The sequence below is a fragment of the Streptomyces sp. NPDC051576 genome (genome assembly GCF_040681835.1).
GTDB lineage: Bacteria > Actinomycetota > Actinomycetes > Streptomycetales > Streptomycetaceae > Streptomyces.
This window is the reverse complement of record NZ_JBFAZO010000003.1, coordinates 760,793-783,596: the sequence shown is the minus strand read 5'-3', so window position 1 is coordinate 783,596 and position 22,804 is coordinate 760,793. Positions and strand designations below refer to the sequence as shown.

The window sequence follows — 22,804 nt, the reverse complement described above, 5'->3', positions numbered from 1 at the left end:
CCAAGGGGGAGCACCATCCCCTGAGCAGGTCGACAAGGAGAGAACTCGTGGACGACGTTCTGCGGCGCGCCCCGCTCTTCGCGGCGCTCGATGACGATCAGGCCGCTGAGCTGCGCGCCTCCATGAGTGAGGTGACCCTCGCGCGCGGGGACTCGCTCTTTCACGAGGGCGACCCGGGCGACCGGCTCTACGTCGTCACCGAGGGCAAGGTGAAGCTGCACCGCACCTCCCCGGACGGCCGCGAGAACATGCTGGCCGTCCTCGGCCCCGGCGAGCTGATCGGCGAGTTGTCGCTGTTCGACCCGGGCCCGCGCACGGCCACCGCCAGCGCGCTGACCGAGGTCAAGCTGCTCGGCCTCGGCCACGGCGACCTCCAGCCCTGGCTGAGCGCCCGCCCCGAGGTGGCCTCCGCGCTGCTGCGCGCGGTCGCCCGCCGCCTGCGCAAGACCAACGACGCGATGTCCGACCTGGTCTTCTCGGACGTCCCCGGCCGCGTGGCCCGCGCCCTGCTGGACCTCTCCCGCCGCTTCGGCGTGCAGTCCGAGGAGGGCATCCACGTGGTGCACGACCTGACGCAGGAGGAGCTGGCCCAACTGGTCGGCGCGTCCCGCGAGACGGTCAACAAGGCACTGGCGGACTTCGCGGGCCGCGGCTGGCTGCGCCTGGAGGCACGCGCGGTGATCCTGCTTGACGTGGAGCGGCTGGCGAAGCGCTCGCGCTAGACACCGCGTTTCCGTACGACTTCTTTCGTACGACCGCGTGCCGTACGACTTCTTTCGTACGACTTCGAAGGGCCCTGCTTCTACGGCGGGGCCCTTCGCATACCGCCGGGCGGGGACCCAAGGGGTGGGGATGTACGACGGCAAGGCTCCGGAGTCGGTCTGGAGGCACTCCTGGTGGCGCAGATCGGCGCGCCGGCTGTGGACGAGCCCGTACGAGCAGGGCGAGGAGGCCCGGAGACCGCTCGGCCTGTGGCTGACGGACGACTCCGTGGTCATCGCCCGCTTCGACCGCGTACAGGCGTTCACGGCGGCCACAGGCGTGCTGCTGTGGACCTGGCGGCCGCCCGGCGGCCAGATCGTCCGGCTGGTGTCCGCCGACGCCAGGGACGGTGTGGGGGTGGTGCTGCACCACGAGGACGGCGGCCGTGACATGAAGCAGGTGGGCCTCACCTCGCTGGCTCTGAGTACCGGCGAGGTCGTACGCCACCGGGACCAGGACAAGGACCCCCTGGGGTACCTCGGGACCCAGGTCGCCCTCGGCGGCGGCCTCCTCGCGACGGCCGCCGAGTTCTGGTCGGAGCGGCCGGTGCTGCGCGCCCTCGACCCGGAGACCGGCGGGATTCGATGGGAACACCGGCTCACGGACCCGAAGGTCGAGAGCGCGGACGTCATCGGGGCACAGCCCTTGGTCGCCTCCCTGAAGCCGCGCGGAGGAGGCGCCAGACCCCGGCTGCTCGTCCTGGGCAAGGACGGCACGGAGGCGGTGACGCTCCGACTGCCGGACGGATACGGGAAGTTCGGCGAGAAGATCGCTGTCGCCGGGGAGGTCCTCGCCGTGGAACTGTTTCCCGACGAGGAGAGCGACCAGGACAAGGGCGTCCGGCTCGGGGCCTACTCGATCTCCTCGGGCGAACTCATGTGGACCTGGCACGCCAAGGGGTCCGCCTACGCCGCGCCCGTCGTCCACCGCGGCTGGCTGCTGGTCGTCCACCTGCACGGCGAGCGGCTGAGCGTGCTCGACCCCGCGGACGGCCGGGTCGTGGCCACGCGCAGGATCCCCGGCTACGCCTTCGATCCGTTCCTCGCCGTGTCCGGCGATCTGATCACGGTGAGCTGTACGTCCTTCGGGGACACCCATCGGTTACGGACGTTCCGCTGGCGATGACCCCGTTCGGCGGTGGGCAAAAACGCTCCCCGGGGGACCGTCTCCCGGCACAGTGATCCCATGGCCGAAACGGTGCACCGAAGAGGACTCGACGCCCAGGGGTACATCGAGCGAGAGGGCTCCCTGGGGCGCGTTCCGCACGCCTTCCGGCCGGTCGTCGCCACCGCGCGGGACCGGCTGATCGATGTCTACGGGGGACGCCTCAACAGCGCGTACCTCTACGGGTCGATCCCGCGCGGCACCGCGCGCGTGGGGCACAGCGACCTGGACCTCCTCGTGGTGACCCGGCAGGAGCCGACCGCGGAGGACCGCTCCGAGGCGTCTGGCCTGGGTGAGGCGCTCGACAAGGAGTTCCCGGAGATCGACGGGGTCGGCACACTGCTGTACGGCCGTACGCGGCTGCTCAGCGAGTTGGAGACGTACGACCTGGGGTGGTTCGTCGCGTGCCTGTGCACACCGCTGCTCGGGGAGGACCTCGCCGAGTACCTGCCCCGCTACCGCCCCGACTCGCTCCTGGCCCGGGAGACCAACGGCGACCTGGCGCTGCTGCTCCCCCGCTGGCGCGAGCGGATCGCGTCGGCCGAGGACACGGACGAGGCCCGGCGCTCCCTGGTGCGCTTCATGTCCCGGCACTTGGTGCGCACCGGGTTCACCCTGGTCATGCCCCGCTGGAACGGCTGGACCAGCGATCTCGGGGAGATGGCCGAGGCATTCGGCGCCTACTACCCCGAGCGGGCGGAGCAACTGCGCACGGCGGCCGTCCTCGGGTATGAGCCGACGGGCGACGCGGGCGTCCTGCTGTCGTACGTCGACGATCTCGGCCCGTGGCTGGCCGAGGAGTACGCGCGCGTGCACGGCATCAAGGCGCCGCGCCCCGACATGGGCTAGATCAGGCCGTGTTCCTTCAGGTAGTCCAGTTGGGCCCGTACCGACAGCTCCGCCGCCGGCCACAGGGATCGGTCGACGTCCGCGTACACGTGGGCCACGACCTCGGCCGGGCTCCGGAAACCGTCCTCGACCGCCGTCTCGATCTGGGCGAGCCGGTGGGCGCGATGGGCGAGATAGAACTCGACGGCACCCTGGGCGTCCTCCAGGACCGGCCCGTGGCCCGGCAGGACGGTGTGGACGCCGTCGTCCACGGTGAGGGAGCGCAGCCGCCGCAGCGAGTCCAGATAGTCGCCCAGGCGGCCGTCAGGATGGGCCACCACGGTCGTACCGCGTCCCAGGACGGTGTCCCCGGTCAGGACGGCCTGATCGGCCGGGAGATGGAAGCACAGGGAGTCCCCGGTGTGTCCGGGCGTCGACACGACGACCAGCTCGACCCCGCCGACCCTGATCACCTCCCCGGCGCCCAGCCCCTCGTCCCCGAGCCGCAGCGCCGGATCCAGGGCGCGCACCTTGGTGTCCGTCAGCTCGGCGAAACGGGCGGCGCCTTCCGCGTGGTCGGGGTGCCCGTGCGTCAGCAGGGTCAGCGCGATCCGCTTGCCCGCCTTCTCGGCCGTGTCGACGACATTGCGCAGATGCCCCTCGTCCAACGGCCCCGGGTCGATCACCACGGCCAGCTCGGAGTCCGGCTCCGCGACGATCCACGTGTTCGTCCCGTCCAGGGTCATCGCGGACGCGTTGGGCGCGAGCACGTTGACGGCACGCGCGGTGGCGGGGCCGGTGAGAACCCCGCCCCGCGGCTGGCCGGGGAGGGCGGCTGCGTCGGTCATGCGGGGGCGCCTTCCTTCGGGGTGGGCTGTGGAAGTGGCGTTCGGTGGGGGTGGTCGTGGGCGGGCATGGACGGGGTGTTCTTCGGCGGGGCGGTCCGGCGGGAGGCCGGCCAGGGGACACCGTTCGACGAACCGTTCCTCCAACAAGCATGCGTCGCCGCACCGGTCGCACCGCAGATGTCCCTCACCGCACCCCTCATGCGGGCGCCCCGCCCAGAGGAATGTGCTTCGTGAACTCCTCGTGCCCCGGCCAGGCCAGCACGATCTCGCCGTCCTCCAGGCGGGCCCGGGCGAGGACGGGCGTCAGATCGCGGGCCGGGGCCGACGACAGGGCCTCGGCCGCGCTGTCGTACGGAATCAGCCCACGCAGGGTCGCGATGGTGGGCGGCATCATCGTCAGGTCGCCGCTGTCGTACCCGGTCGCCGCCTCGCCGGGGGTGATCCACACCGTGCGGTCGGCCTCCGTGGAGGCGTTGCGGGTGCGCTGGCCCTCGGGGAGGACGGCCACGAAGAACCAGGTGTCGTAGCGGCGGGTCTCGAACTCCGGGGTGATCCAGCGGGCCCACGCGCCCAGCAGGTCGGAGCGCAGGACCAGGCCCCGGCGGTCGAGGAACTCGGCGAAGGACAGGTCACGGGCGACCAGGGCGGCGCGGTCCGTCTCCCAGTCCGCGCCGGTGGTGTCGCCGACCACGGAGTCGGGGGTGGGGCCGGCGAGCAGGACGCCCGCCTCCTCGTAGGTCTCGCGGACCGCCGCGCACACGATCGCCTGGGCGGCCGTCTCGTCGACGCCGAGCCGGTTCGCCCACCACGCGCGCGTGGGGCCCGCCCAGCGGACCTGGTGGTCGTCGTCGCGCGGGTCGACACCGCCGCCCGGATACGCGTACGCGCCCCCGGCGAAGGCCATGGAGGCGCGTCTGCGCAGCATGTGGACGGCGGGGCCGGTGTCGGTGTCCCTGAGGAGCATCACCGTGGCCGCCCGCCGGGGGGCGACCGGCGTGAGCGCGCCCTCCGCGAGCGCGCGGATGCGCTCGGGCCACTCGGCCGGGTACCACTGCCCATTCGCCATGGGCGGAGGCTATCCCGTAGCGCGCGGATGTTCGAGAGGCAACAACGTGCACCCCAGGAGGGCGATTGAGCCCGGTCGCACACTCCGGGACAGCGACTACGCCTGCGTCAGCTCCACCTGGATCTCGACCTCGACCGGCGCGTCCAGCGGCAGCACCGCCACGCCGACCGCGCTCCGCGCGTGCACGCCCTTGTCGCCGAGGACCTCGCCGAGCAGTTCGCTGGCGCCGTTGACGACACCGGGCTGGCCGGTGAAGTCGGCGGCCGAGGCGACGAAACCGACCACCTTCACCACGCGCGCGATGCGGTCCAGGTCACCGGTGACCGACTTCACGGCGGCGAGGGCGTTCAGCGCGCAGGTGCGGGCCAGTTCCTTGGCCTCCTCCGCGGTGACCTCACCGCCCACCTTGCCGGTGACCGGGAGCTTGCCGTCCACCATGGGCAGTTGGCCCGAGGTGTAGACGTAGACACCGCTCTGTACGGCGGGCTGGTACGCGGCGAGCGGCGGGACGACCGCCGGCAGGGTCAGGCCGAGTTCGGCGAGCCTGGCCTCGACGGCACTCATGCCTTCTCCCGCTTGAGGTAAGCCACCAACTGCTCGGGGTTGTTCGGCCCGGGCACGACCTGGACGAGCTCCCAGCCGTCCTCGCCCCAGGTGTCCAGAATCTGCTTCGTGGCGTGGACGAGCAGCGGCACAGTCGAGTATTCCCACTTGGTCATGCGGCCGACTTTAGCCGCTGCCCACCGACCGTCCGCCCTCGCGTTGTCCACAGCCTCTGGCTTGGTTCGGGCGCGGTTTGGTTAGGCTCGAAGACGTGAGCAGGCTCCAGGTCGTCAGTGGCAAGGGCGGTACCGGCAAGACCACGGTGGCCGCGGCCCTCGCGCTGGCCCTGGCCACTGAGGGGAAGCGGACGCTTCTCGTCGAGGTCGAGGGTCGCCAGGGCATCGCGCAGCTCTTCGAGACGGAGACGCTGCCCTATGAGGAGCGGAAGATCGCCGTCGCTCCCGGGGGCGGGGAGGTGTACGCCCTGGCCATCGACCCCGAACTGGCCTTGCTGGACTACCTCCAGATGTTCTACAAACTGGGCGGCGCGGGCCGCGCCCTGAAGAAACTCGGCGCGATCGACTTCGCCACCACGGTCGCACCCGGCCTCAGGGACGTCCTCCTGACCGGCAAGGCGTGCGAGGCCGTCCGCCGCAAGGAGAAGAGCGGGCGGTTCGTCTACGACTACGTCGTGATGGACGCCCCGCCCACCGGGCGCATCACCCGCTTCCTGAACGTCAACGACGAGGTCGCCGGCCTCGCGAAGATCGGCCCGATACACAATCAGGCGCAGGCCGTGATGCGGGTCCTGAAGTCGCCGGAGACAGCCGTGCACCTGGTGACGCTCCTTGAGGAGATGCCCGTCCAGGAGACCGCGGACGGCATCGCCGAACTGCGGGCGGCCCGGCTGCCGGTGGGCCGGATCATCGTGAACATGGTGCGCCCCGAGGTGCTGGACGCGACCGACCTGGATCTCGTACGGGACGTGCCGCGCACGGCGGTGGCGCAGTCGCTGTCCGCCGCGGGCCTCGGCGGGGCCCGGCGCGGCGGCAATGCCGAGAAGCTGGTGGATCCGCTGCTCGCACAGGCCGAGGAGTACGCCGAGCGGTACGCGCTGGAGCACGAACAGCGGGCCGTGCTCGCCGACCAGGGCCTGCCGCTGCACGAACTGCCGTTGCTCGCCGAGGGCATGGACCTCGCGGGCCTGTACGAACTCGCCACCGAGCTGCGGAAGCAGGGGATGTCATGAGTCCGGACCCGGCTCAGGGGCACGACAGCGCGCGTCGGCTGTCCCCCGCGCGCGTGCTCGACGTCGACCCGCTGCTGGACGACCCGGAGACCCGGATCGTGGTGTGCTGCGGCTCGGGCGGGGTCGGCAAGACGACCACCGCGGCGGCCCTCGGGCTGCGCGCCGCCGAGCGGGGCCGCAGGGTCGTCGTCCTGACCATCGACCCGGCCCGGCGGCTCGCCCAGTCCATGGGGATCGACTCGCTGGACAACACCCCGCGCCGGGTGAAGGGCGTCGACGGTAACGGCGAACTGCACGCCATGATGCTCGACATGAAGCGCACCTTCGACGAGATCGTCGAGGCGCACGCGGACCGCGAGCGGGCGGCCGCGATCCTGAACAACCCCTTCTACCAGTCGCTCTCGGCGGGCTTCGCGGGCACGCAGGAGTACATGGCGATGGAGAAGCTGGGCCAGTTGCGGGCCCAGCACGACTGGGACCTGATCGTGGTGGACACCCCGCCGTCCCGCTCGGCCCTCGACTTCCTGGACGCGCCGAAACGTCTCGGCTCGTTCCTGGACGGCAAGCTGATCCGGCTGCTGACCGCCCCGGCGAAGCTGGGCGGACGGGCCGGCATGAAGTTCCTCAATGTCGGCATGTCGATGATGACCGGCACCCTCGGCAAGTTGCTCGGGGGTCAACTCCTCAAGGACGTCCAGACGTTCGTGGCCGCGATGGACACCACCTTCGGCGGGTTCCGCACCCGCGCGGACGCGACGTACAAGCTGCTTCAGGCGCCCGGTACGGCGTTCCTGGTGGTCGCGGCCCCGGAGCGGGACGCGTTGCGCGAGGCCGCGTACTTCGTGGAGCGGCTGGCGGCCGAGGAGATGCCGCTGGCCGGTCTGGTGCTCAACCGGGTCCACGGCAGTGGTGCCGCCCGGCTGTCGGCCGAGCGGGCACTCGCCGCCGCGGAAAATCTTGAGGAGCCCCGCATTGTCGATCAGGTGGGCGGGAAGGTTGGACTTCGTAACTCTCCCGACACGTACGGCAGTTCAGAATCTCCCGGTTCTCCGTCTCCCGGTCCCGGTTCCCAGGCAGCAGCTCGTGACGAAGGCTCCCCCGCCGCCACGGACGACGAGCACGCCGCTGACGAGCGATCCGTGGACCAACTCACCGCAGGCCTGCTCAAGCTGCACGCCGAGCGGATGCGGCTGCTCTCCCGCGAGCAGCGCACGCGTGACCGCTTCACCGCACGCCACCCGGAGGTGGCCGTGGCCGAAGTGGCCGCGCTGCCCGGCGATGTACACGACCTCGCGGGGCTGCGGGACATCGGGAACCGGCTCGCGGCCGGTCGGCCGGAGCTGCCCGAGACGAAGGTCTGACGCGCATCCCCCGGGGATCGCCCGGGGTCGGTCGGCCCCCAGAAGGGGACCGGCGTCAGCTCACCGCCGCGTAGTTCTCGTAGATCTCGTCGTGGTCGAGGGGGATGATGCCGACCCCTCGCTCGTACTCGATACGCGCGGTCTCCAGTAGCCGGCGCCATGAAGTGACAGTGGGCCGCCTGCGCAGCAGTGCGCGGCGCTCCCGCTCCGTCATTCCTCCCCACACGCCGAATTCGACGCGGTTGTCGAGCGCATCCGCGAGGCACTCCGTGCGTACCGGACATCCGGTGCACACTGCCTTCGCCCTGTTCTGCGCTGCTCCTTGAACGAACAGTTCATCCGGATCGGTAGTGCGGCAGGCCGCCTGCGCACTCCAGTCGGTTACCCAGCCCATACCGGCGCCGTCCTCTCCCGAATCGAGGCTCCCCCACGGCGGCAGCGGCATATTCACCGCCGCCAGTTGAGGACGTTACGGAAGGTGGGCACAGCGCAACACCCCCTTCGGGCCCAATCTTGAATGGCCCGAACGGACTATGGGTAAGCGGCAGATCACCCGGGGGAGTGAGGTGGCGACATGCGTGACCTTCCCGGCAAACCGGGACAGTTGTCATGCGCCACAACGGGCACCAGATGACACAGGAGGCGGATTCGGACACGCCCCCCACAAAAAAACAGGGAACGACCGGAACGATTCGGGGTCGCCGGACGTATTGATACGTGACCGCTCTGCTGTGACAGTTGAGAGCAGCTTAGGCCAAGGCCTATACACGTGTCCGGCGAATGAGAACGTAGGCTGCCCCCATGCCAAAAAAGCGCTCGGGTGGTGGTCTGTCCCCTCTGCAGCAGGCCACCAAGTTCCTCGGTGTCAGTGTGCTCGCCGGTGCCGTCATGGCCGGAATCGCGTTGCCCGCGGCCGGCGCGCTGGGGCTCGCCGCCAAGGGGTCGGTCCAGGGGTTCGACGACATCCCGGACAATCTGAAGAGCCCTCAGCTCAGCCAGCGCACCACGATCCTGGACAGCAAGGGCAACCAGATCGCCTCGGTCTACTCCCGTGACCGCACGGTGGTGGAGCTCAAGGACATCTCGCCGTACATGCAGAAGGCGATCGTCGCGATCGAGGACTCGCGCTTCTACCAGCACGGCGCGATCGACCTCAAGGGCGTCCTGCGCGCCCTCAACAAGAACGCGCAGAGCGGCGGAGTCTCCCAGGGCGCCTCCACGCTCACCCAGCAGCTGGTGAAGAACTACTTCGTAGAGGAGGCCGGCGACGACCCGACGAAGGTCGCCCAGGCCACCCAGCAGACGCTGGGCCGCAAGGTCCGCGAGCTGAAGTACGCGATCCAGATCGAGGAGAAGCTCGGCAAGAAGAAGATCCTCGAGAACTACCTGAACATCACCTTCTTCGGCGAGCAGGCCTACGGCGTCGAGGCCGCGTCCGAGCGCTACTTCTCCAAGCACGCCAAGGACCTGAACCTCCAGCAGTCGGCCCTCCTCGCGGGCATCGTCCAGTCGCCCACGCGCTACGACCCGATCAACGACGAGGCCGAGGCCAAGAAGCGCCGCAACACCGTGCTGGCCCGCATGGCCGAGGTCGGCGACATCTCCAAGGCCGATGCCGCGAAGGCCGAGCAGTCCGATCTCGGCCTGAAGGTCAGCCAGCCGAAGAACGGCTGCATCACCGCGGTCAAGGGCGCCAGCTTCTTCTGCAAGTACGTCGAGAAGGTCTTCCTGAGCGACCCGGTCTTCGGCAAGACCAAGGAGGCCCGGGCGAAGATCTGGAACCAGGGCGGCCTGACGATCCGTACGACCCTGGACCCGCAGGCCCAGGACTCGGTCCAGGCCTCGCTCAAGGACCACATCTACAAGTCGGACAAGGTCGCCGCGGCGGCCACCCTCGTCGAACCCGGCACCGGCAAGATCCTCGGCATGGGCCAGTCGAAGCCGTACGGCTACGGGAAGAACGAGACGGAGTACAACTACTCGGTCAACGCCGACATGGGCGGCTCCAACTTCGGCTTCCCGACCGGTTCGACGTTCAAGCCGTTCGTCGCGGCCGCCGCGCTGGAGGAGGGCCTGCCGGCCACCCAGCAGTACCCGGCGCCGTACTCGATGGACTACCCGAGCCCCGTCTCGACCTGCAGCGGCAAGAACTGGGTCAACACGGACGGCGCGACCGTGGAGAACGAGAGCGAGTCGGAGAAGGGTCCGTACGCGCTGAAGGAGGCGATGGCCAAGTCGGTCAACACCTACTTCGTGCAGATGATCTCCGATATCGGTCTGTGCCCCGTGGTGAACATGACCAACAAGCTCGGGGTCGTGCAGGGCAACGGCGACAAGATCCCCGAGGTCCCGGCGATCGCGCTCGGCTCCAAGGGCCTCTCGCCGCTGACGATGGCCTCCGCGTACGCGGCCTTCGCCAACGAGGGCACGTACTGCACGCCGATCGCCATCGAGTCCATCACCCAGAAGGTGGGCAACGAGCAGAAGTCGCTCGCCGTCCCCAAGTCCACCTGCACGCAGGCGATGAGCAAGAAGACCGCCGACACGATCAACACCGTGCTGCGCGGCGTGGTCGACTCCGGCACCGGCCAGGAGGCCGGCCTCACCGACCGCGAGAGCGCCGGTAAGACGGGTACGACGGACTCCCGCAAGAACGCCTGGTTCGTCGGCTACACGCCCCAGCTCGCGGGCGCGGTCTGGGTCGGCAGCGCCAAGCAGAACGTCGAGATGACCAACATCCGCATCGGCGGCGTCTGGCACACCGAGGTCTACGGCGCCGACACCCCGGGCCCGATCTGGAAGGACGCCATGACCGGCGCCCTGGAGGGCAAGCAGGTCAAGTCCTTCACCCTGGTCAACATCCCCGACCCCGCCAAGAACAAGGGCAACGACGGCGGCAAGAACGGTGACAACGGGGGCAACGACAACGGCGGCCTGACCACCGACGGCGGCACCACCGGCACCACCGACGGCGGCACCACCCCCACCCCGACGTTCTCCTTCCCCGACGGCTTCATCCAGGGCACGTCGAACGGCGGGACCAACGGCAACGGGAACGGCGGCAACAGGGGATAACTCCCCCGCACTCAGCGGCCGTTCGGCCTTTTCGTCTACGACGACGGGGGCGCCCCCGGTGGAAGGGGCGCCCCCGTCGTCGTAGCCGCATATCGGTGCGTGCAAGCGGGTCAGCCGGCGAGCAGCTTCTTCACCGCGGCGGCCACGCGACCGCCCTCGGCCAGTCCGGCCACCTTCGGGTTCACGATCTTCATGACGGCGCCCATGGCGCGCGGCCCCTCGGCACCGGCCGCCTTCGCCTCCTCGACGGCCTGGGCGACGATCGCGGTCAGCTCCTCGTCGCCGAGCTGCTTGGGCAGGTACTCGGCGAGGATCTCGCCCTCCGCCTTCTCCTGCGCGGCCTGCTCGGGGCGCCCGCCCTGCGCGAAGGCGTCCGCGGCCTCGCGGCGCTTCTTCGCCTCCTTGGTGATCACCTTGAGGACCTCGTCGTCGGAGAGCTCGCGCTTCTCCTTGCCCGCGACCTCCTCCTTGGTGATCGCGGCGAGCGTCAGCCGGAGCGTGGAGGAACGCAGCTTGTCGTGCGCCTTGATCGCGGTGTTGAGGTCTTCCTGCAGCTTCGACTTGAGCGTGGTGGTCATGGGTTTGATTCTCGCAGGTGCGTGAGGGCGGCCGCCCACCGATTTAGCGAGCGGCGGCGGACGGGGGGTCAGGCGTGTCAGTGGGGTCTGACACGATGGAGGAATGCGCGCGCGATACGGAGTACCCCTGGGAATTGCGGCGGCAGGCGCCGCCGGTCTGGTCTACGCGGCGGGCTTCGAGGTCCGCTCCTTCAGACTGCGCCGGGTGACGGTCCCCGTCCTGCCCGCCGGTATGCGCCCGCTCCGGGTCCTCCAGGTCTCCGACATCCACATGGTCGGCGGCCAGCGCAAGAAGCAGCGCTGGCTGCGCTCGCTCGCGGGCCTGCGCCCCGACTTCGTGATCAACACCGGCGACAACCTCTCCGACCCGGAGGCCGTCCCCGAGGTCCTGGACGCGCTCGGCCCGCTGATGGAGTTCCCGGGGGCCTACGTCTTCGGCTCCAACGACTACTACGGCCCCAAACCCCGCAACCCCGCGAGGTACTTGCTGGAGAAGAGCGCCGGCCGCCACGGCCTCAACGGCAACCCTCCCGTCGTAGGAGCCATCCACAACCCGTGGGAGGACCTGCGGGACGGCTTCGACGCGGCGGGCTGGCTCAACCTGACGAACACACGCGGCACGCTGAAGTTCGAGGGCGCGTCGGTGGAACTGACCGGCCTCGACGACCCGCACATCAAGCGCGACCGGTACGCGCGCGTGGCCGGCGGCCCGTCGGACGACGCCGACTTCTCGATGGCCGTGGTGCACGCGCCGTACCTCCGCGTTCTGGACGCGTTCGCGGCGGACGGCTACCCCTTGATCCTCGGCGGCCACACCCACGGCGGCCAGCTCTGCATCCCGTTCTACGGCGCCCTGGTCACCAACTGCGACCTCGACACGGACCGCGTGAAGGGCCTGTCCCGGCACTCGGCGGAGGGCCGGACGTCGTACCTGCACGTGTCGGCGGGGTGCGGGACGAGCAAGTACACGCCGGTGCGGTTCGCGTGTCCGCCGGAGGCGACGTTGCTGACGCTGGTGGGACGGGAATAGGCGAGGGCGAGGAGTGGCGGGGAGGGGCGGGGAGCAGACCGGGGGCTGGGGGGGTACCTCATACAGTCCACCCGTATCGCCCCATTCGTCCCCGCTGCCTAGCGTGAGGGCATGACCGCCCCGATACCCAGGGACATCCCGGACCTCCCCGCGGTACCCGGCATGCCCTCGCTGCTCGCCTCACCCGTTCCCGCCACCGCGGTGGTGGCCCCGTACCGCCGCCCGGTGGCGGCCGTGTACCGACTGCTGGTCGCGCTCGTGGCGGCAGCGGCGGTGACCGTCGACATGCTTCTCGGCAGCCCGATCCGGGTGCTGACCTACTTCACGATCCAGAGCAACATCCTGCTGGCCCTGGTCATGATCACCACGGCCCGCCGGGCCTGGACGGCCCGCCGCCCCCTCTCCCCCCTGGTGACCGGCGGGACCCTCCTCTACATCACGATCACGGGCCTGGTGTACCACCTGATCCTGGCGCACGCGTCGAGCCCGTTCGCGATGACGGGCGCACCCGTGACGGGCTGGCAGGCGGTGACGAACCAGGTCCTGCACACGGTGACCCCGATCGCGGCCGTGATCGACTGGCTGCTCCTGACCGCCCCCGGTCGGCTGCACCTGCGGATGGCGGCGACGTGGCTCCTCTACCCGATGGTGTACCTGGCGGTCACATTGGCCCGCGGCGAACTGATCCTCCCCGGCACACCGGGCCGCTACCTCTACACCTTCCTGGACGTCGAACACCACGGCTACAAGAGCGTCCTCGGCAACGCCCTCCTCCTCGGCCTCGCCTTCTACGCCCTCTCCGTCCTCCTCGTAGCCCTCGACCACGCCCGCCCCAACCCGATCCGCCACCGCGCCAAAACCGGATTTCGTCTCCAGCCACCGGTGGGCTAAAGTAAACGACGTCGCCGCGATGAGCAGCAACACCGGCAAGATGAGCGGCGACATCGGGGTGTAGCGCAGCTTGGCAGCGCGCTTCGTTCGGGACGAAGAGGTCGTGGGTTCAAATCCCGCCACCCCGACAGTTGAAACACCAGGTCAGGCCCGGTGCTGAGAGATCAGCGCCGGGCCTGATTTGCTTTGTGGCCCTGTTTTGGGAGCCGTTTGGGAGCCAACTGGGTGTGTCCATCGTTCTGCGCGAGAACCTTCACGTCTACGTATACGCAGGAGCCTGGATTCTGCTGGACGGACTCGCACAGCCACAGCAGCAAGCGGCCGCTGGCACGCGAAGGTGAGCACCCCCATGGACGGAGGCTCAACCTCGATGGGGATGCGTACGGGAACGCTTCGGGAACGCCTGTGACGTGTTCTTGCGCTGGGTCCCGTGCGTGGGCGGAAAGCAAACCGCTGTCCTGGCGCTGGCGTTCCTGGAACCGCCAGCCAACCGGCGGCGACACATACAACATCACCGGTTCGCGCCTTCGTTGCTGGCTCCCAACAGCATGTCGTGCAGAACAACACCTTCGGCCTGGACGCATCCAAGCTCGCCGAATTCGCCCAGCAGGTCCGGCGGTTCGCACCAAGCCTCGGGGTCTCCGCAGACGACCAACGGCAACTGATCCTGGACGCAGAGGTCCTGGAAGAAGCTGGCGACGGGCTTCCAAGCGGGTCCTGAGCAGCCCTTCGAACACGCGCACCGGCGACCGGCCCGAATCAAGTGTGAGGCCGGAGCCGGTCGTTGAGCGCGGCACCGACGTCGGGGCAGTGCTTCCGGATGGTGTCGAGGAAGGCGCGCAGCACCGGGGAGTGATCGCGGGCCGCGAAGGACAGTACGAGATCGGGCAAGGGCGTGCGCGGGGTCACTTCACAGAACCGCACTCCCGGACGCGGGACCGCCCTCATGCGGGACGGCCCCAGGCCGACGCCCACGCCGGAGGCGGCGAGGCCGATGATCGTGTGCACGTCCCTCGCGACGGTCGCGCCACCGAGAGCCGAGGAGTCCGTGCCGAACAGGGTGCGCAGTCCGGCGACTACGGCGGGTTCGTCCTCGCCGGCCGACACGATCAGCGGCTGTCGCCGCAACTGGTCGGCACTTACCGACTGTTGACCCGCGTACGGGTGCGCCGTACTCACCACAGCGATCACGTGGTCGCGTCCGATCGGGACGGACACGAGATACTCGGCTCCCGCACCCCGTGGTGGGCCGAGGGTGAGGGCAACGTCCAGCTCCCCGGCGACGAGAGCTGAGCTGCTGCGGCTGGTTGCCATCTCGTGCAGTTCCAGTCTCACGTCGGGCCGTTCACGGCCGAACCGGCTCAGGACGCCCGGCAGCGGGTCGAGCAGTGCCGAGGCGATGAAGCCGAGGCGCAGACGTCCCGTCTCGCCGCGCGCGGCCCGGCTCGCGTCGACCGTGGCCGCCGCGATCTCGTCGAGCGCCCGGCGCGCCCGCGCGAGGAACGCCTCGCCGGCGGCGGTCGGGAACACCCCCTGACGTGTGCGGTCGAACAGCCGGGCCCCGACCTCGCGCTCCAGGTCTGCGATCTGCTTGGACAGCGGCGGCTGCGCGATGCCCAGCTCGCCGGCCGCCCGGCCGAAGTGTTCGTGCTCGGCGAGAGCAACCGCGTACCGCAGGTGTCGCGCTTCCATGACCCGCCCTCCATCCCATCGATCCCATCGGCTGCTGGCAATACCTCAAAGGTATTGCGATGCCACTTACCAGATCTATGAATGGATGACGCTGTGGTTCCTCTCTGGAATGGAGCCATGAAGAACGCATCTCTGACCGACACCGTCTTCGTTTTCGTGCACGGCGCCTGGCACAGCTCCGGACAGTGGGCGGCGACGCAGCGCGCGTTGGCCGGACTGGGTGCTGCAAGCGTGGCCGTCGACTTGCCGGGGCACGGCTTCGACGCACCCCTGCCCACCGGATACCTGCTGCCCGGCCAGCCGGGCCTGCTGACCGAGAAGTCGCAACTCGCCACCCTGACGATGGACGACTGCGCCGAGGCGGTACTGAGCGTGCTGCGCCAGGTGCGTCACCATCGCACTGTCGTGCTCGTCGCGCACAGCGCGGGCGGCGGGCCCGCGTCCCTGGCCGCGGAGCGGGTGCCCGAGCTGGTGGACCGGATCGTCTACCTGTCCGCGTTCGTCCCGGGCGGGCGGCCGCGGTTCTTCGACTATCTGGGCTCACCCGAGAACGCCACCGCGCTGGGCCAGAACCTGAACCTCGGCGACCCCGAGGCCCTGGGCGCCGTACGGATCAATCCGCTCTCACCGGATCCCGCCTACCTCGACGAACTGCGGGAAACCCACTACCACGACACCCCCCTGAACCGCTTTGACCGGTGGCGGTCCGCGCTGAGCCCTGATCTGCCCCTGGCGATCCCGACGGCTCCGGTCACCCTGACCGCGGCACGGTGGGGACGACTTCCACGAACTTTCCTGCGCTGCGCCGAGGACCGGGCGCTGGCACCGGCCGCGCAGGACCTGATGATCGCGGAAGCCGATCGGGCCTTCCCCGGTAACCCGTTCACCGTGCATACCCTGCCCGGCAGCCACAGTCCGTTCGCCGCCCGGCCGAGCGAACTCGCAGCGGCCCTCGCCTCGTGAGCCGGCTCGTACTGCCGGTCGTGCTGAGCGCGACCTTCGTGCAGTTGCTCAACGTCACCGTCGCGCAGATCGCCGCTCCGGCGATCCGGACCGACCTGGGTGCCGGCTCAGGTGCCGTGCAGCTGATCCTGGCCGGGTACACCCTGACCTACGCCTGCTTGCTCATCACGGCCGCGCGCCTCGGCGACCGGTACGGCTATCACCGGCTGTTCGTGCTGGGCACCGTCGTCTTCATGGCCGGTTCAGTAGCTGCCGCGTGCGCTCCCGATGCCACGTTCCTCATCGCGGCCCGGCTGGTCCAGGGCGCGGGCAGCGGCTTGGTCGCCCCGCAGGTTCTGTCGATCATCCAGGTCGCCGTCCCCGCTGCCCGGCGCCCACGGGCTCTCGGCCTGTTCGGTGCCACGATGGGGGTGGCGTCGCTGGCCGGGCCACTGATCGGCGGACTTCTCGTCGGCGCCGACCTCTTCGGTCTCGGCTGGCGCTCGGTGTTCCTGGTCACGGTGCCGGCAGCACTCGTCTCGCTCGCGGGCGCGACCGCACTGCCTCGCACGCGAGGCGCGGCCGGACAGCGAGTAGACGGGGTGGGCGTGTTGCTGACCACCGTGGGCTTCGGTGCGCTGGTGCTGCCGCTCGCGCTGGGAGGCGAAGCCGGCTGGCCCTGGTGGACATGGGCCACTCTGGCCGTGTCCGTGGCCGTTCTCGGCTGCTTCGCCCTGACTCTCCCGCACCGGCCGGATCCCCTGGTGCATCCCTCGCTGTTCCGCGACCGGAGGGCGCGTGCGGGGTTGCTGCTGGTGTTCGTGTTCAACTCCGGAGTGCCGTCCTTCACGTATCTGCTGTTCCTGCACCTGCAGTCGGCCATCGGGTATACCGCCCTCACGGCCGCGCTGACGTCGGCTCCCTTCGCGGCCGCGGCCGTGCTGGGCAGCCGTGGCGCACCCGCGCTGGCCCGCCGACACGGGTCGGCCGTGCTCACGGTCTCGGCGCTGGTACTGGCCGGGACGGCCCTGGCTCTCGCGCCGCTCATCGGCACGGCGGCCGGACGCTGGGTGGCGTTGCCGGTCCTGGCCCTCGGCGGCGCCGCGTTCGGCTCGTTCACCGCCTCGGTGTTCGCTCTGGTGCTGGCGAGGGTGGACGGCTCCGCGGCCGGTTCCGTGTCCGGGCTGTTGCCCACGGCTCAGCAACTGGGCGGATCGATCGGGGTGGCTGCGGCGGGGCTCGTCTACTTCGCACCCGCCGCAGCCCCGGACGACGCGTTTCGGCACGCCATGATCTACGAGGCCGCCGTCTTCGCCGTCACCGCGCTGATCAGCCTTCGGATGCGCGATCGGAACCGACCAGCCGCGCCACGGGCAGATGCGGCGCGTGCTGCGAGGACGGTCGGAACACCTGGATCGTGAGCCCGGCGAAGCGCCGGGATACGAGGCAGCAGGCTCGTAAGCCCCGACGCCGAGCCGGCCTGCGGCCTCATCTGTCTCCGCCGTCTACGAACCTGGGAGGGCGCCGGCGAGGTCGGGCAGGGTTTGGTTCCAGGAGCCTCCGCCAACTTGATTTCCGCTGGTCACGGGGGCTGGCGTGATGTTGTCAGGATGGCGGGGCTTCATTGTTGAACTCAGGTGGGCCGACTTGGGTCAGGAGGGTGGCGAGCTCGTCGGTCGGTCGGCCGGTGTGCAGGCTGAGCAGGTTGGCGAGGAGGTCGTTCAGGGGTGGCCAGGGGAGGTCGCCGTGGTCGTTGTAGAGGCCGATCAGTCCGTGCATGGCGGTCCAGAGCATGAGCCCGTCGCGCCATTGCTGCTCTTCGGTGACCTGCCGTCCGCGGGCTGCGTTGACGCCCGCCAGGGCGGTGATCACCGTCTCGAAGAGATGGGCGCCGTCGCTGTGGCCTGCTCCGGGTGCAAGATCCGCCGGCATGCGCCCGCCGAAGAGAGTCCGGTAGTTGCCCGGCTGTTCGACGCCCCAGTGCACGTAGGCCGCGCAGCGGGCCACCAGGTCGGAGAGCGGGTCCGAGGCTGATTCCGCGGCCTGCTCCATGAGTTCGGAGAGCTCGTTGTAACGCAGCCGGAGCACGTGCTCGATCAACGCGGCCAGGTCGGGAAAGTGCCCGTAAATGCTGGCGGGAGCTACTCCCACCTCGCGGGCCACCTGCCGCAGGGTCAGCGTCTCCGGCTGATCGAGGGTGGCCAGCAGTCTCGCCGCGGCGTCCACGAGCTGGGCCTTGAGGACCTGCCCCTGACCGCGCGGGTTGCGGCGACGCGCTGGGCGCGCCTCGTGCGACGGCATCATCGGTCCCTTCCCATCGGGGTCGGCCCCTCGGCAGGGGTGATCACTTTACCGGCATCGGACGCGCTTGACAGACCGTAACCAACACATGTTCACTTACATAACCTACAGGTGTTTAGTTAAGGAATGGAACGCCATGCGTATCGCAGTACTCGGAGCCTCGGGCAAGGTCGGCCGCCTCCTCGTCGAGCAGGCCGTGGAGCGCGGGCACCAGGTCACAGCCCTCGTCCGCACGCCGGAACAGTTCACGGTCCCGCCCTCGGGGCAGATCGAAGTCGCCCGGGCGGACGTCATGTCCCCGGACTCGTTCCCCGACCTGAGCCGCTGTGACGCGGCCGTGTCCGCGATCGGGATCAGCAAGGGTGACGGCCCTGGCGCGCTCGCCGCTGGGGCACGGCTTCTCGCCGCCGCCGGTGGCCGCACCGTGTGGCTCGGTGCCCTGGGTACCGGGGCGTCGACCAACGCCGGCGGAAAGATCTATCAGGCGATCATGCAAAGGGTCGTGGGCAAGGAGATGCCGGAGAGGGAGGAAGCCGACCGGACCGCGCGGGACGCCGGCGCCACGGTGTTCCACGCCCCGGACCTCTGGGTCGGGGCTGTCAGCCCCAAGCGGCGCATCGCGCCGCTCGCGAACGTCAAGCGCCCCGTGCTGCCGCCCCACATCTCCCGTGCCACGCTCGCGGCGCTCATGCTCGACGAGGCGGAGAAGGGCGGTCACGGCGGCGAGATCGTCGTCCCCCTGAGCTGACCTGGAGGTGCCTTGGCGCGAGGTGGGGATGGGACAGGAGCAGGGCGCCCAGCGGTATCGCGGGGCGCCCTGCTCTGCCTGTCACCGGTCAGCCACCACCCCTGCGGTGAGCAGTGCGGCATCTTCCATGATCCAGTCGGCGCTCAGCCCGGCGCACGGCTTCACGATGACACCTACGCCGGCATCGACCGGGCCTCGCCCGCCTGCGCCACGCAGCAGCTGTCACCGAGCGCCACTTCCTCGACCTCGCCCGCATCAGCGAATCCGAACCCACCCCGATGTCTGCGCACGCTGGCATGATGCGCGCTCATGGGAACGAGGGACGACAGTGACGAGGCGTACGTGGTCGGCTTGTGCAGCCAGGTGCTCGGCGAGACGGCCTTGGCACAGCACAAGTTCGACTGGTTGCTGGGCGACCCCGGAACGGGCGGCCGACGTGCCAAGCTGCCCGTCGACGCCTACTGGCCCGGCCACCAACTCGTGGTCGAGTACCGGGAACTCCAGCACGACCAGCCCATGCCCCACTTCGACAAGCCCGACAGGCTCACTGTCAGCGGTGTCCACCGGGGAGAGCAGCGGGCACGGTACGACGCCCGGCGTGAAACGGAGATTCCCGCGCACGGACTGCGGCTGATCGTGATTCGGCCGGCCGATCTCGACGCCGACGGTCGCGGACGGCTCCGCCGTAGCCAGGAGACGGACCTGGCCGCGCTGACGAAGATCCTGGCCCGCCGCAGCGACGAGGACCAGGTCACGGACACCTTCCGTACCTGGCTTCTTGCCGAGGGCTGGACACCGGTTGATCCCACGGACCGTTGGACCGACCTCGAAGCCGTGCGCGGCGATGAGCGGCTGATCTGTGAAGTCAAGGGCCGCACGAGTGAGAAGGGGATCGACGCAGACATCGCCTACGGGCAGTTGCTACGGCGGATGACCAGCCAGGAACCCCGCACCCGGTACGCGCTGGTTGTGCCGTCCTCGTCCGTCAAGGCCGTCGAGCGCGTTCCGACACACGTACGCAGGCTGTTGCGCATCGATGTGTACGAGGTGACGGACCACGACGTGGTGCGCCGGTTGCCGGTATAGACGGGTTTCCGTGCCGGGCCACTGCGGGCCCGTCGAGAAGAAGAAGGTCGTCACCATGCTCGGTGACCCTCAACGGTCACACGGGGAAGGGTCACGCCTCCAGCGGATACAGCTGAGCAGCACTTCAGGGGGCCGGTACTGAATCCAGCACCGGCCCCCTGACGCTCGTCCCGAAGGACCAACGCGCTCAGTACGACAGCGCGTCCCCCGCATCCGCCAGCCAGTACGTAACCCGCAGCGAGTCGTCGACGTAGACGCCCTTAGCCGGCAGGGCCGGTGTCGCCGCCGGGCTGATGCCGTTGTTGGCGCGGTCGAAGAAGTAGACGGAGAGGGACTTCGCGGTGCGGCCGTTGGTGCCGCTGCCGTCGTCGCCGCCCGAGAGGGCTACGCCGGCGTAGCCAGACTCCCCCGGGGCGAGGGACGTGACCGCCTGCGGCTGGGACTCCTTCATCACCGGCGGTACGGACTGGGCGTCGCCGAAGTTGACGGCCGGGTAGTAGTAGAGGTCGCAGATCTTGGAACCGGTGTTGGTGACCGTGAGCAGCATGTGGTTGATGGGGCGCTTGACCGTCTGCGCGGTCACCTTCGTGTTGGCGCCGCTGCACGGGACGCTCGCCGCGGAGGTGTCCGTACCGGAGCCCCCGCTCGACCTGCTGCCCCCGGACCCCTTGCTGCCGCCCGTCGAAGAGCCACCAGTCGACGAGCCGCCCGACGAGCCGCCCGTAGACGAACCACCCGACGTGGAGCCACCCGACGTGGAACCGCCGGTCTGTCCCGTCGTACCGGTCTTCGTCCCGGCCGGTTCCGGAGTCGCCACCGAAGAGGAGGACGACGACGAAGAAGAGGTGGAGACCTGGTTGGCCGCGCCCTCGTCCTGTACGCCCAGCTTGTCGTTGCAGGCCGTGAGCGAGAGCGCGGCCAGCGCGACGGTCGCGGCGGAGGCGAAGAGGCGGGTGCGGGTACGGAGACGGGTGCGGGCGGTGAACGTGGACATGGCTGTATCCCCCTGGGAACGGTGGTGACTGGCGGGCCGCCCATCTGTTCGGCGGGCGGCGTGCTTTGATGACCGCAGCCTGTGCCGCTTTCCGTCCCAGCCGCTACGACAGCCGCTATCTACGGGAACCTGGAACGTTCGCACAGCCTCTCACCTGGGGGAACAATGACTCCCTGGAACGCCTGACTGGAATGGGGGAAGGGTGGCGACGCCTGAGGAGACAGCCGAGTTCGCGGCGCTGATACGGGGGCTCAAGGACCGGTCGGGGCTGAGTTACGGCGTGCTCGCGAAGCGGCTGCACATGAGTACGTCGACGCTGCACCGCTACTGCAACGGCGACGCCGTACCCACGGAGTACGCCCCCGTGGAGCGGTTCGCCCGGCTCTGCAGGGCGACCCCGGAAGAACTCGTCGAGGTCCACCGCCGGTGGATCCTGGCCGACGGGGCACGCCAGCGGGACCGCAGGGCCGCCACCGGGACGGCCACAGGGACGGCCACCACGGCAGACACAACGCCGGGTGCAGCACCGGAGCCTGACACGGAGGCGACCCCCGACCCCGCCGCCCCCGACCCCACCCCCTCGGCAAGCCGACCCGCCGTACAAGAACCGCGGCCCGCCGTACGCGACAACAAGAACCGCCGCCGCATCACCCTCCTCACCGCCGCCGCCGTAGCCGTCGTCCTCGCCGCCACGGCCCTCGTCCCCCGCCTGGTGTCCGGCGGTGGCGACGACAAGAAGCAGGAGGCGGGCTCCGTGACCGCGACCGGGCGGGGTACCGGTACCCCCTCGCCGTCCACCGCCCCCAAGGCGACGTCCTCGCCCTCCCCGTCCGCATCCGACAGCACGAGTCCGTCACCGTCCGCCACCGTCGGCGGCGACGTCTCCGCCTCCCAGAGCGCGAAGTCCGGCGGGGACGCGGACGTGGCGACGGAGGTTCCGCTGACGGTGACGACCCGGCCGTACGCCTGGGAAAGTCCGTGCAGCCAGACCTACTTGGTCGACCGTTCGCAGGGGAAGCTGCCGCCTCCGCCGACCGAGCAGGACGCGCCGAGCTGGGTGAGCGCGCTGGGGGCCGTCTCCGCCGACAGCCAGTACCTCGAACTCACCGTGCAGGGCACCGGCCACGACACCGTGGTGCTCAACTCCCTGAACGTACGGGTGGTCGGCAGCGCTGCGCCGGTCGCCTGGAACGCGTACACCATGGGGTACCTCGGGGTCGGCTGCGGCGGTGGCGTCCCCACGCACTCCTTCGACGTCGGGCTCGACGCGAGCCGCCCGGTGGCCACGCCGAAGTCCGGGCAGACGGGGCTCCCGTACAAGGTGAGCGAGAGCGACCCCGAGGTCCTGTACATCACGGCCGCCGCCGCGTCCCACGATGTGCGCTGGTACATGGAGTTGGCGTGGACCAGCGGCACCCGCCACGGCGTGCTGCGCATCGACGACCAGGGCAAACCGTTCCGCACCAGCGGCATGAGCGGGCGCCCGCGGTACATCTACTCGCTGGACGACAGCGCGTGGGTGCCCTTTCAGGGGGACTGAGGGGGCCGCCACGCCGTCGCGTTGACACGGACCGTCCCCGGACGTTGACTGGCAGCACGGCGCAGGGCAGTGGCCGGTACCCGGACGATCCCCCAACGCCGTCAGG

The 22,804-nt window shown here is 69.9% G+C and carries 23 protein-coding genes and 1 tRNA gene; 15 read left to right on the top strand and 9 right to left on the bottom strand.

The window, feature by feature from the left end; genetic code table 11:
• The first annotated feature begins 47 nt into the window (after positions 1–47).
• From AB0M63_RS13440 to AB0M63_RS13430, 3 genes are all read left to right on the top strand, one after another.
• Positions 48–722: a Crp/Fnr family transcriptional regulator gene (locus AB0M63_RS13440; RefSeq protein ID WP_019063754.1), complete on the top strand. Its 675-nt coding sequence runs from the start codon at positions 48–50 to the stop codon at positions 720–722.
• A 130-nt stretch (positions 723–852) separates the two neighbouring features.
• Positions 853–1,887, top strand: a complete 1,035-nt coding sequence (locus AB0M63_RS13435) for a PQQ-binding-like beta-propeller repeat protein (protein WP_366019440.1) — start codon at positions 853–855, stop codon at positions 1,885–1,887.
• 60 nt (positions 1,888–1,947) lie between these two features.
• Entirely contained in the window at positions 1,948–2,775 is an 828-nt protein-coding gene (locus AB0M63_RS13430) for a nucleotidyltransferase domain-containing protein (protein ID WP_366019439.1), read from the top strand.
• Here the strand turns inward: AB0M63_RS13430 and AB0M63_RS13425 are convergent.
• From AB0M63_RS13425 to AB0M63_RS13410, 4 genes are all read right to left on the bottom strand, one after another.
• Positions 2,772–3,602, bottom strand: coding sequence for an MBL fold metallo-hydrolase (locus tag AB0M63_RS13425; protein WP_366019438.1), 831 nt, complete (start codon positions 3,600–3,602; stop codon positions 2,772–2,774). The two genes, AB0M63_RS13430 and AB0M63_RS13425, sit on opposite strands and share 4 nt — an antisense overlap.
• A 196-nt stretch (positions 3,603–3,798) precedes the next feature.
• Complete coding sequence (locus AB0M63_RS13420; RefSeq protein ID WP_366019437.1) at positions 3,799–4,668, bottom strand: NUDIX hydrolase; 870 nt, start codon at positions 4,666–4,668, stop codon at positions 3,799–3,801.
• A gap of 96 nt (positions 4,669–4,764) precedes the next feature.
• Complete coding sequence (locus AB0M63_RS13415) at positions 4,765–5,232, bottom strand: RidA family protein (protein WP_355907555.1); 468 nt, start codon at positions 5,230–5,232, stop codon at positions 4,765–4,767.
• Entirely contained in the window at positions 5,229–5,387 is a 159-nt protein-coding gene (locus AB0M63_RS13410; protein WP_019063748.1) for a DUF4177 domain-containing protein, read from the bottom strand. The genes AB0M63_RS13415 and AB0M63_RS13410 overlap by 4 nt, the downstream gene beginning before the upstream one ends.
• Positions 5,388–5,482: 95 nt before the next feature.
• Here AB0M63_RS13410 and AB0M63_RS13405 point away from each other — a divergent pair, with 95 nt between their 5' ends.
• Positions 5,483–6,460 (top strand): ArsA-related P-loop ATPase, encoded by a 978-nt coding sequence (locus tag AB0M63_RS13405; protein WP_355907551.1) that lies wholly within the window; start codon positions 5,483–5,485, stop codon positions 6,458–6,460.
• Positions 6,457–7,821 (top strand): ArsA family ATPase, encoded by a 1,365-nt coding sequence (locus tag AB0M63_RS13400; RefSeq protein WP_355907548.1) that lies wholly within the window; start codon positions 6,457–6,459, stop codon positions 7,819–7,821. Before AB0M63_RS13405 ends, AB0M63_RS13400 begins: the two co-directional genes overlap by 4 nt.
• A 55-nt stretch (positions 7,822–7,876) precedes the next feature.
• On the opposite strand, the gene wblA is transcribed toward AB0M63_RS13400, so the two are convergent.
• Positions 7,877–8,215, bottom strand: a complete 339-nt coding sequence (wblA, locus tag AB0M63_RS13395) for a transcriptional regulator WblA (RefSeq protein ID WP_366019492.1) — start codon at positions 8,213–8,215, stop codon at positions 7,877–7,879.
• A 407-nt stretch (positions 8,216–8,622) separates the two neighbouring features.
• Between wblA and AB0M63_RS13390 the strand changes: the two genes are divergently transcribed.
• Positions 8,623–10,896, top strand: a complete 2,274-nt coding sequence (locus AB0M63_RS13390; RefSeq protein ID WP_355907545.1) for a transglycosylase domain-containing protein — start codon at positions 8,623–8,625, stop codon at positions 10,894–10,896.
• A 110-nt stretch (positions 10,897–11,006) separates the two neighbouring features.
• Here the strand turns inward: AB0M63_RS13390 and AB0M63_RS13385 are convergent, their stop codons facing one another.
• Entirely contained in the window at positions 11,007–11,474 is a 468-nt protein-coding gene (locus tag AB0M63_RS13385; RefSeq protein ID WP_366019436.1) for a GatB/YqeY domain-containing protein, read from the bottom strand.
• A 103-nt stretch (positions 11,475–11,577) separates the two neighbouring features.
• Between AB0M63_RS13385 and AB0M63_RS13380 the strand changes: the two genes are divergently transcribed.
• The 4 genes from AB0M63_RS13380 to AB0M63_RS13365 all read left to right on the top strand — a co-directional run bounded on the left by AB0M63_RS13380 (position 11,578) and on the right by AB0M63_RS13365 (position 14,116).
• Positions 11,578–12,504: a metallophosphoesterase gene (locus AB0M63_RS13380; RefSeq protein ID WP_355907540.1), complete on the top strand. Its 927-nt coding sequence runs from the start codon at positions 11,578–11,580 to the stop codon at positions 12,502–12,504.
• A 111-nt stretch (positions 12,505–12,615) separates the two neighbouring features.
• Complete coding sequence (locus tag AB0M63_RS13375) at positions 12,616–13,395, top strand: Pr6Pr family membrane protein (protein ID WP_355907537.1); 780 nt, start codon at positions 12,616–12,618, stop codon at positions 13,393–13,395.
• 54 nt (positions 13,396–13,449) lie between these two features.
• Positions 13,450–13,523, top strand: a tRNA-Pro gene (locus AB0M63_RS13370).
• A gap of 425 nt (positions 13,524–13,948) precedes the next feature.
• Entirely contained in the window at positions 13,949–14,116 is a 168-nt protein-coding gene (locus AB0M63_RS13365) for a hypothetical protein (protein WP_366019435.1), read from the top strand.
• A 38-nt stretch (positions 14,117–14,154) separates the two neighbouring features.
• On the opposite strand, the gene AB0M63_RS13360 is transcribed toward AB0M63_RS13365, so the two are convergent.
• A complete protein-coding gene (locus tag AB0M63_RS13360; RefSeq protein ID WP_366019434.1) occupies positions 14,155–15,087 on the bottom strand; it encodes a LysR family transcriptional regulator in 933 nt (310 codons plus the stop codon).
• Between the two features lie 117 nt (positions 15,088–15,204).
• On the opposite strand from AB0M63_RS13360, the gene AB0M63_RS13355 reads away from it, so the two are divergent.
• Together AB0M63_RS13355 and AB0M63_RS13350 are read left to right on the top strand one after the other, a co-directional pair.
• Positions 15,205–16,050 carry an alpha/beta fold hydrolase gene (locus AB0M63_RS13355; RefSeq protein ID WP_366019433.1) on the top strand — a complete coding sequence of 282 codons (846 nt, stop codon included), beginning with the start codon at positions 15,205–15,207 and terminating at the stop codon, positions 16,048–16,050.
• Positions 16,047–17,450: an MFS transporter gene (locus AB0M63_RS13350; RefSeq protein WP_366019432.1), complete on the top strand. Its 1,404-nt coding sequence runs from the start codon at positions 16,047–16,049 to the stop codon at positions 17,448–17,450. The genes AB0M63_RS13355 and AB0M63_RS13350 overlap by 4 nt, the downstream gene beginning before the upstream one ends.
• Before the next feature lie 184 nt (positions 17,451–17,634).
• On the opposite strand, the gene AB0M63_RS13345 is transcribed toward AB0M63_RS13350, so the two are convergent.
• A complete protein-coding gene (locus AB0M63_RS13345) occupies positions 17,635–18,333 on the bottom strand; it encodes a TetR/AcrR family transcriptional regulator (RefSeq protein WP_366019431.1) in 699 nt (232 codons plus the stop codon).
• A gap of 133 nt (positions 18,334–18,466) precedes the next feature.
• On the opposite strand from AB0M63_RS13345, the gene AB0M63_RS13340 reads away from it, so the two are divergent.
• Both AB0M63_RS13340 and AB0M63_RS13335 read left to right on the top strand, forming a co-directional pair.
• On the top strand, positions 18,467–19,078 hold the full coding sequence (locus AB0M63_RS13340; RefSeq protein WP_366019430.1) for an NAD(P)H-binding protein: 612 nt from the start codon (positions 18,467–18,469) through the stop codon (positions 19,076–19,078).
• 309 nt (positions 19,079–19,387) lie between these two features.
• Entirely contained in the window at positions 19,388–20,164 is a 777-nt protein-coding gene (locus tag AB0M63_RS13335; RefSeq protein WP_366019429.1) for a hypothetical protein, read from the top strand.
• 187 nt (positions 20,165–20,351) lie between these two features.
• On the opposite strand, the gene AB0M63_RS13330 is transcribed toward AB0M63_RS13335, so the two are convergent.
• Positions 20,352–21,158: a DUF4232 domain-containing protein gene (locus AB0M63_RS13330; protein WP_366019428.1), complete on the bottom strand. Its 807-nt coding sequence runs from the start codon at positions 21,156–21,158 to the stop codon at positions 20,352–20,354.
• Between the two features lie 202 nt (positions 21,159–21,360).
• On the opposite strand from AB0M63_RS13330, the gene AB0M63_RS13325 reads away from it, so the two are divergent.
• Positions 21,361–22,698, top strand: a complete 1,338-nt coding sequence (locus AB0M63_RS13325) for a helix-turn-helix transcriptional regulator (protein WP_366019427.1) — start codon at positions 21,361–21,363, stop codon at positions 22,696–22,698.
• Positions 22,699–22,804 lie beyond the last annotated feature (106 nt).

Bases quoted from the DNA above. Each gene is read 5' to 3' on its own strand.
- AB0M63_RS13435 (WP_366019440.1), top strand. From the start codon at position 853: ATGTACGACGGCAAGGCTCCGGAGTCGGTCTGGAGGCACTCCTGGTGG.
- AB0M63_RS13430 (WP_366019439.1), top strand. From the start codon at position 1,948: ATGGCCGAAACGGTGCACCGAAGAGGACTCGACGCCCAGGGGTACATC.
- AB0M63_RS13425 (WP_366019438.1), bottom strand. From the start codon at position 3,602: ATGACCGACGCAGCCGCCCTCCCCGGCCAGCCGCGGGGCGGGGTTCTC.
- AB0M63_RS13420 (WP_366019437.1), bottom strand. From the start codon at position 4,668: ATGGCGAATGGGCAGTGGTACCCGGCCGAGTGGCCCGAGCGCATCCGC.
- AB0M63_RS13415 (WP_355907555.1), bottom strand. From the start codon at position 5,232: ATGAGTGCCGTCGAGGCCAGGCTCGCCGAACTCGGCCTGACCCTGCCG.
- AB0M63_RS13410 (WP_019063748.1), bottom strand. From the start codon at position 5,387: ATGACCAAGTGGGAATACTCGACTGTGCCGCTGCTCGTCCACGCCACG.
- AB0M63_RS13400 (WP_355907548.1), top strand. From the start codon at position 6,457: ATGAGTCCGGACCCGGCTCAGGGGCACGACAGCGCGCGTCGGCTGTCC.
- wblA (WP_366019492.1), bottom strand. From the start codon at position 8,215: ATGGGCTGGGTAACCGACTGGAGTGCGCAGGCGGCCTGCCGCACTACC.
- AB0M63_RS13390 (WP_355907545.1), top strand. From the start codon at position 8,623: ATGCCAAAAAAGCGCTCGGGTGGTGGTCTGTCCCCTCTGCAGCAGGCC.
- AB0M63_RS13385 (WP_366019436.1), bottom strand. From the start codon at position 11,474: ATGACCACCACGCTCAAGTCGAAGCTGCAGGAAGACCTCAACACCGCG.
- AB0M63_RS13380 (WP_355907540.1), top strand. From the start codon at position 11,578: ATGCGCGCGCGATACGGAGTACCCCTGGGAATTGCGGCGGCAGGCGCC.
- AB0M63_RS13375 (WP_355907537.1), top strand. From the start codon at position 12,616: ATGACCGCCCCGATACCCAGGGACATCCCGGACCTCCCCGCGGTACCC.
- AB0M63_RS13360 (WP_366019434.1), bottom strand. From the start codon at position 15,087: ATGGAAGCGCGACACCTGCGGTACGCGGTTGCTCTCGCCGAGCACGAA.
- AB0M63_RS13355 (WP_366019433.1), top strand. From the start codon at position 15,205: ATGAAGAACGCATCTCTGACCGACACCGTCTTCGTTTTCGTGCACGGC.
- AB0M63_RS13345 (WP_366019431.1), bottom strand. From the start codon at position 18,333: ATGATGCCGTCGCACGAGGCGCGCCCAGCGCGTCGCCGCAACCCGCGC.
- AB0M63_RS13340 (WP_366019430.1), top strand. From the start codon at position 18,467: ATGCGTATCGCAGTACTCGGAGCCTCGGGCAAGGTCGGCCGCCTCCTC.
- AB0M63_RS13335 (WP_366019429.1), top strand. From the start codon at position 19,388: ATGGGAACGAGGGACGACAGTGACGAGGCGTACGTGGTCGGCTTGTGC.
- AB0M63_RS13330 (WP_366019428.1), bottom strand. From the start codon at position 21,158: ATGTCCACGTTCACCGCCCGCACCCGTCTCCGTACCCGCACCCGCCTC.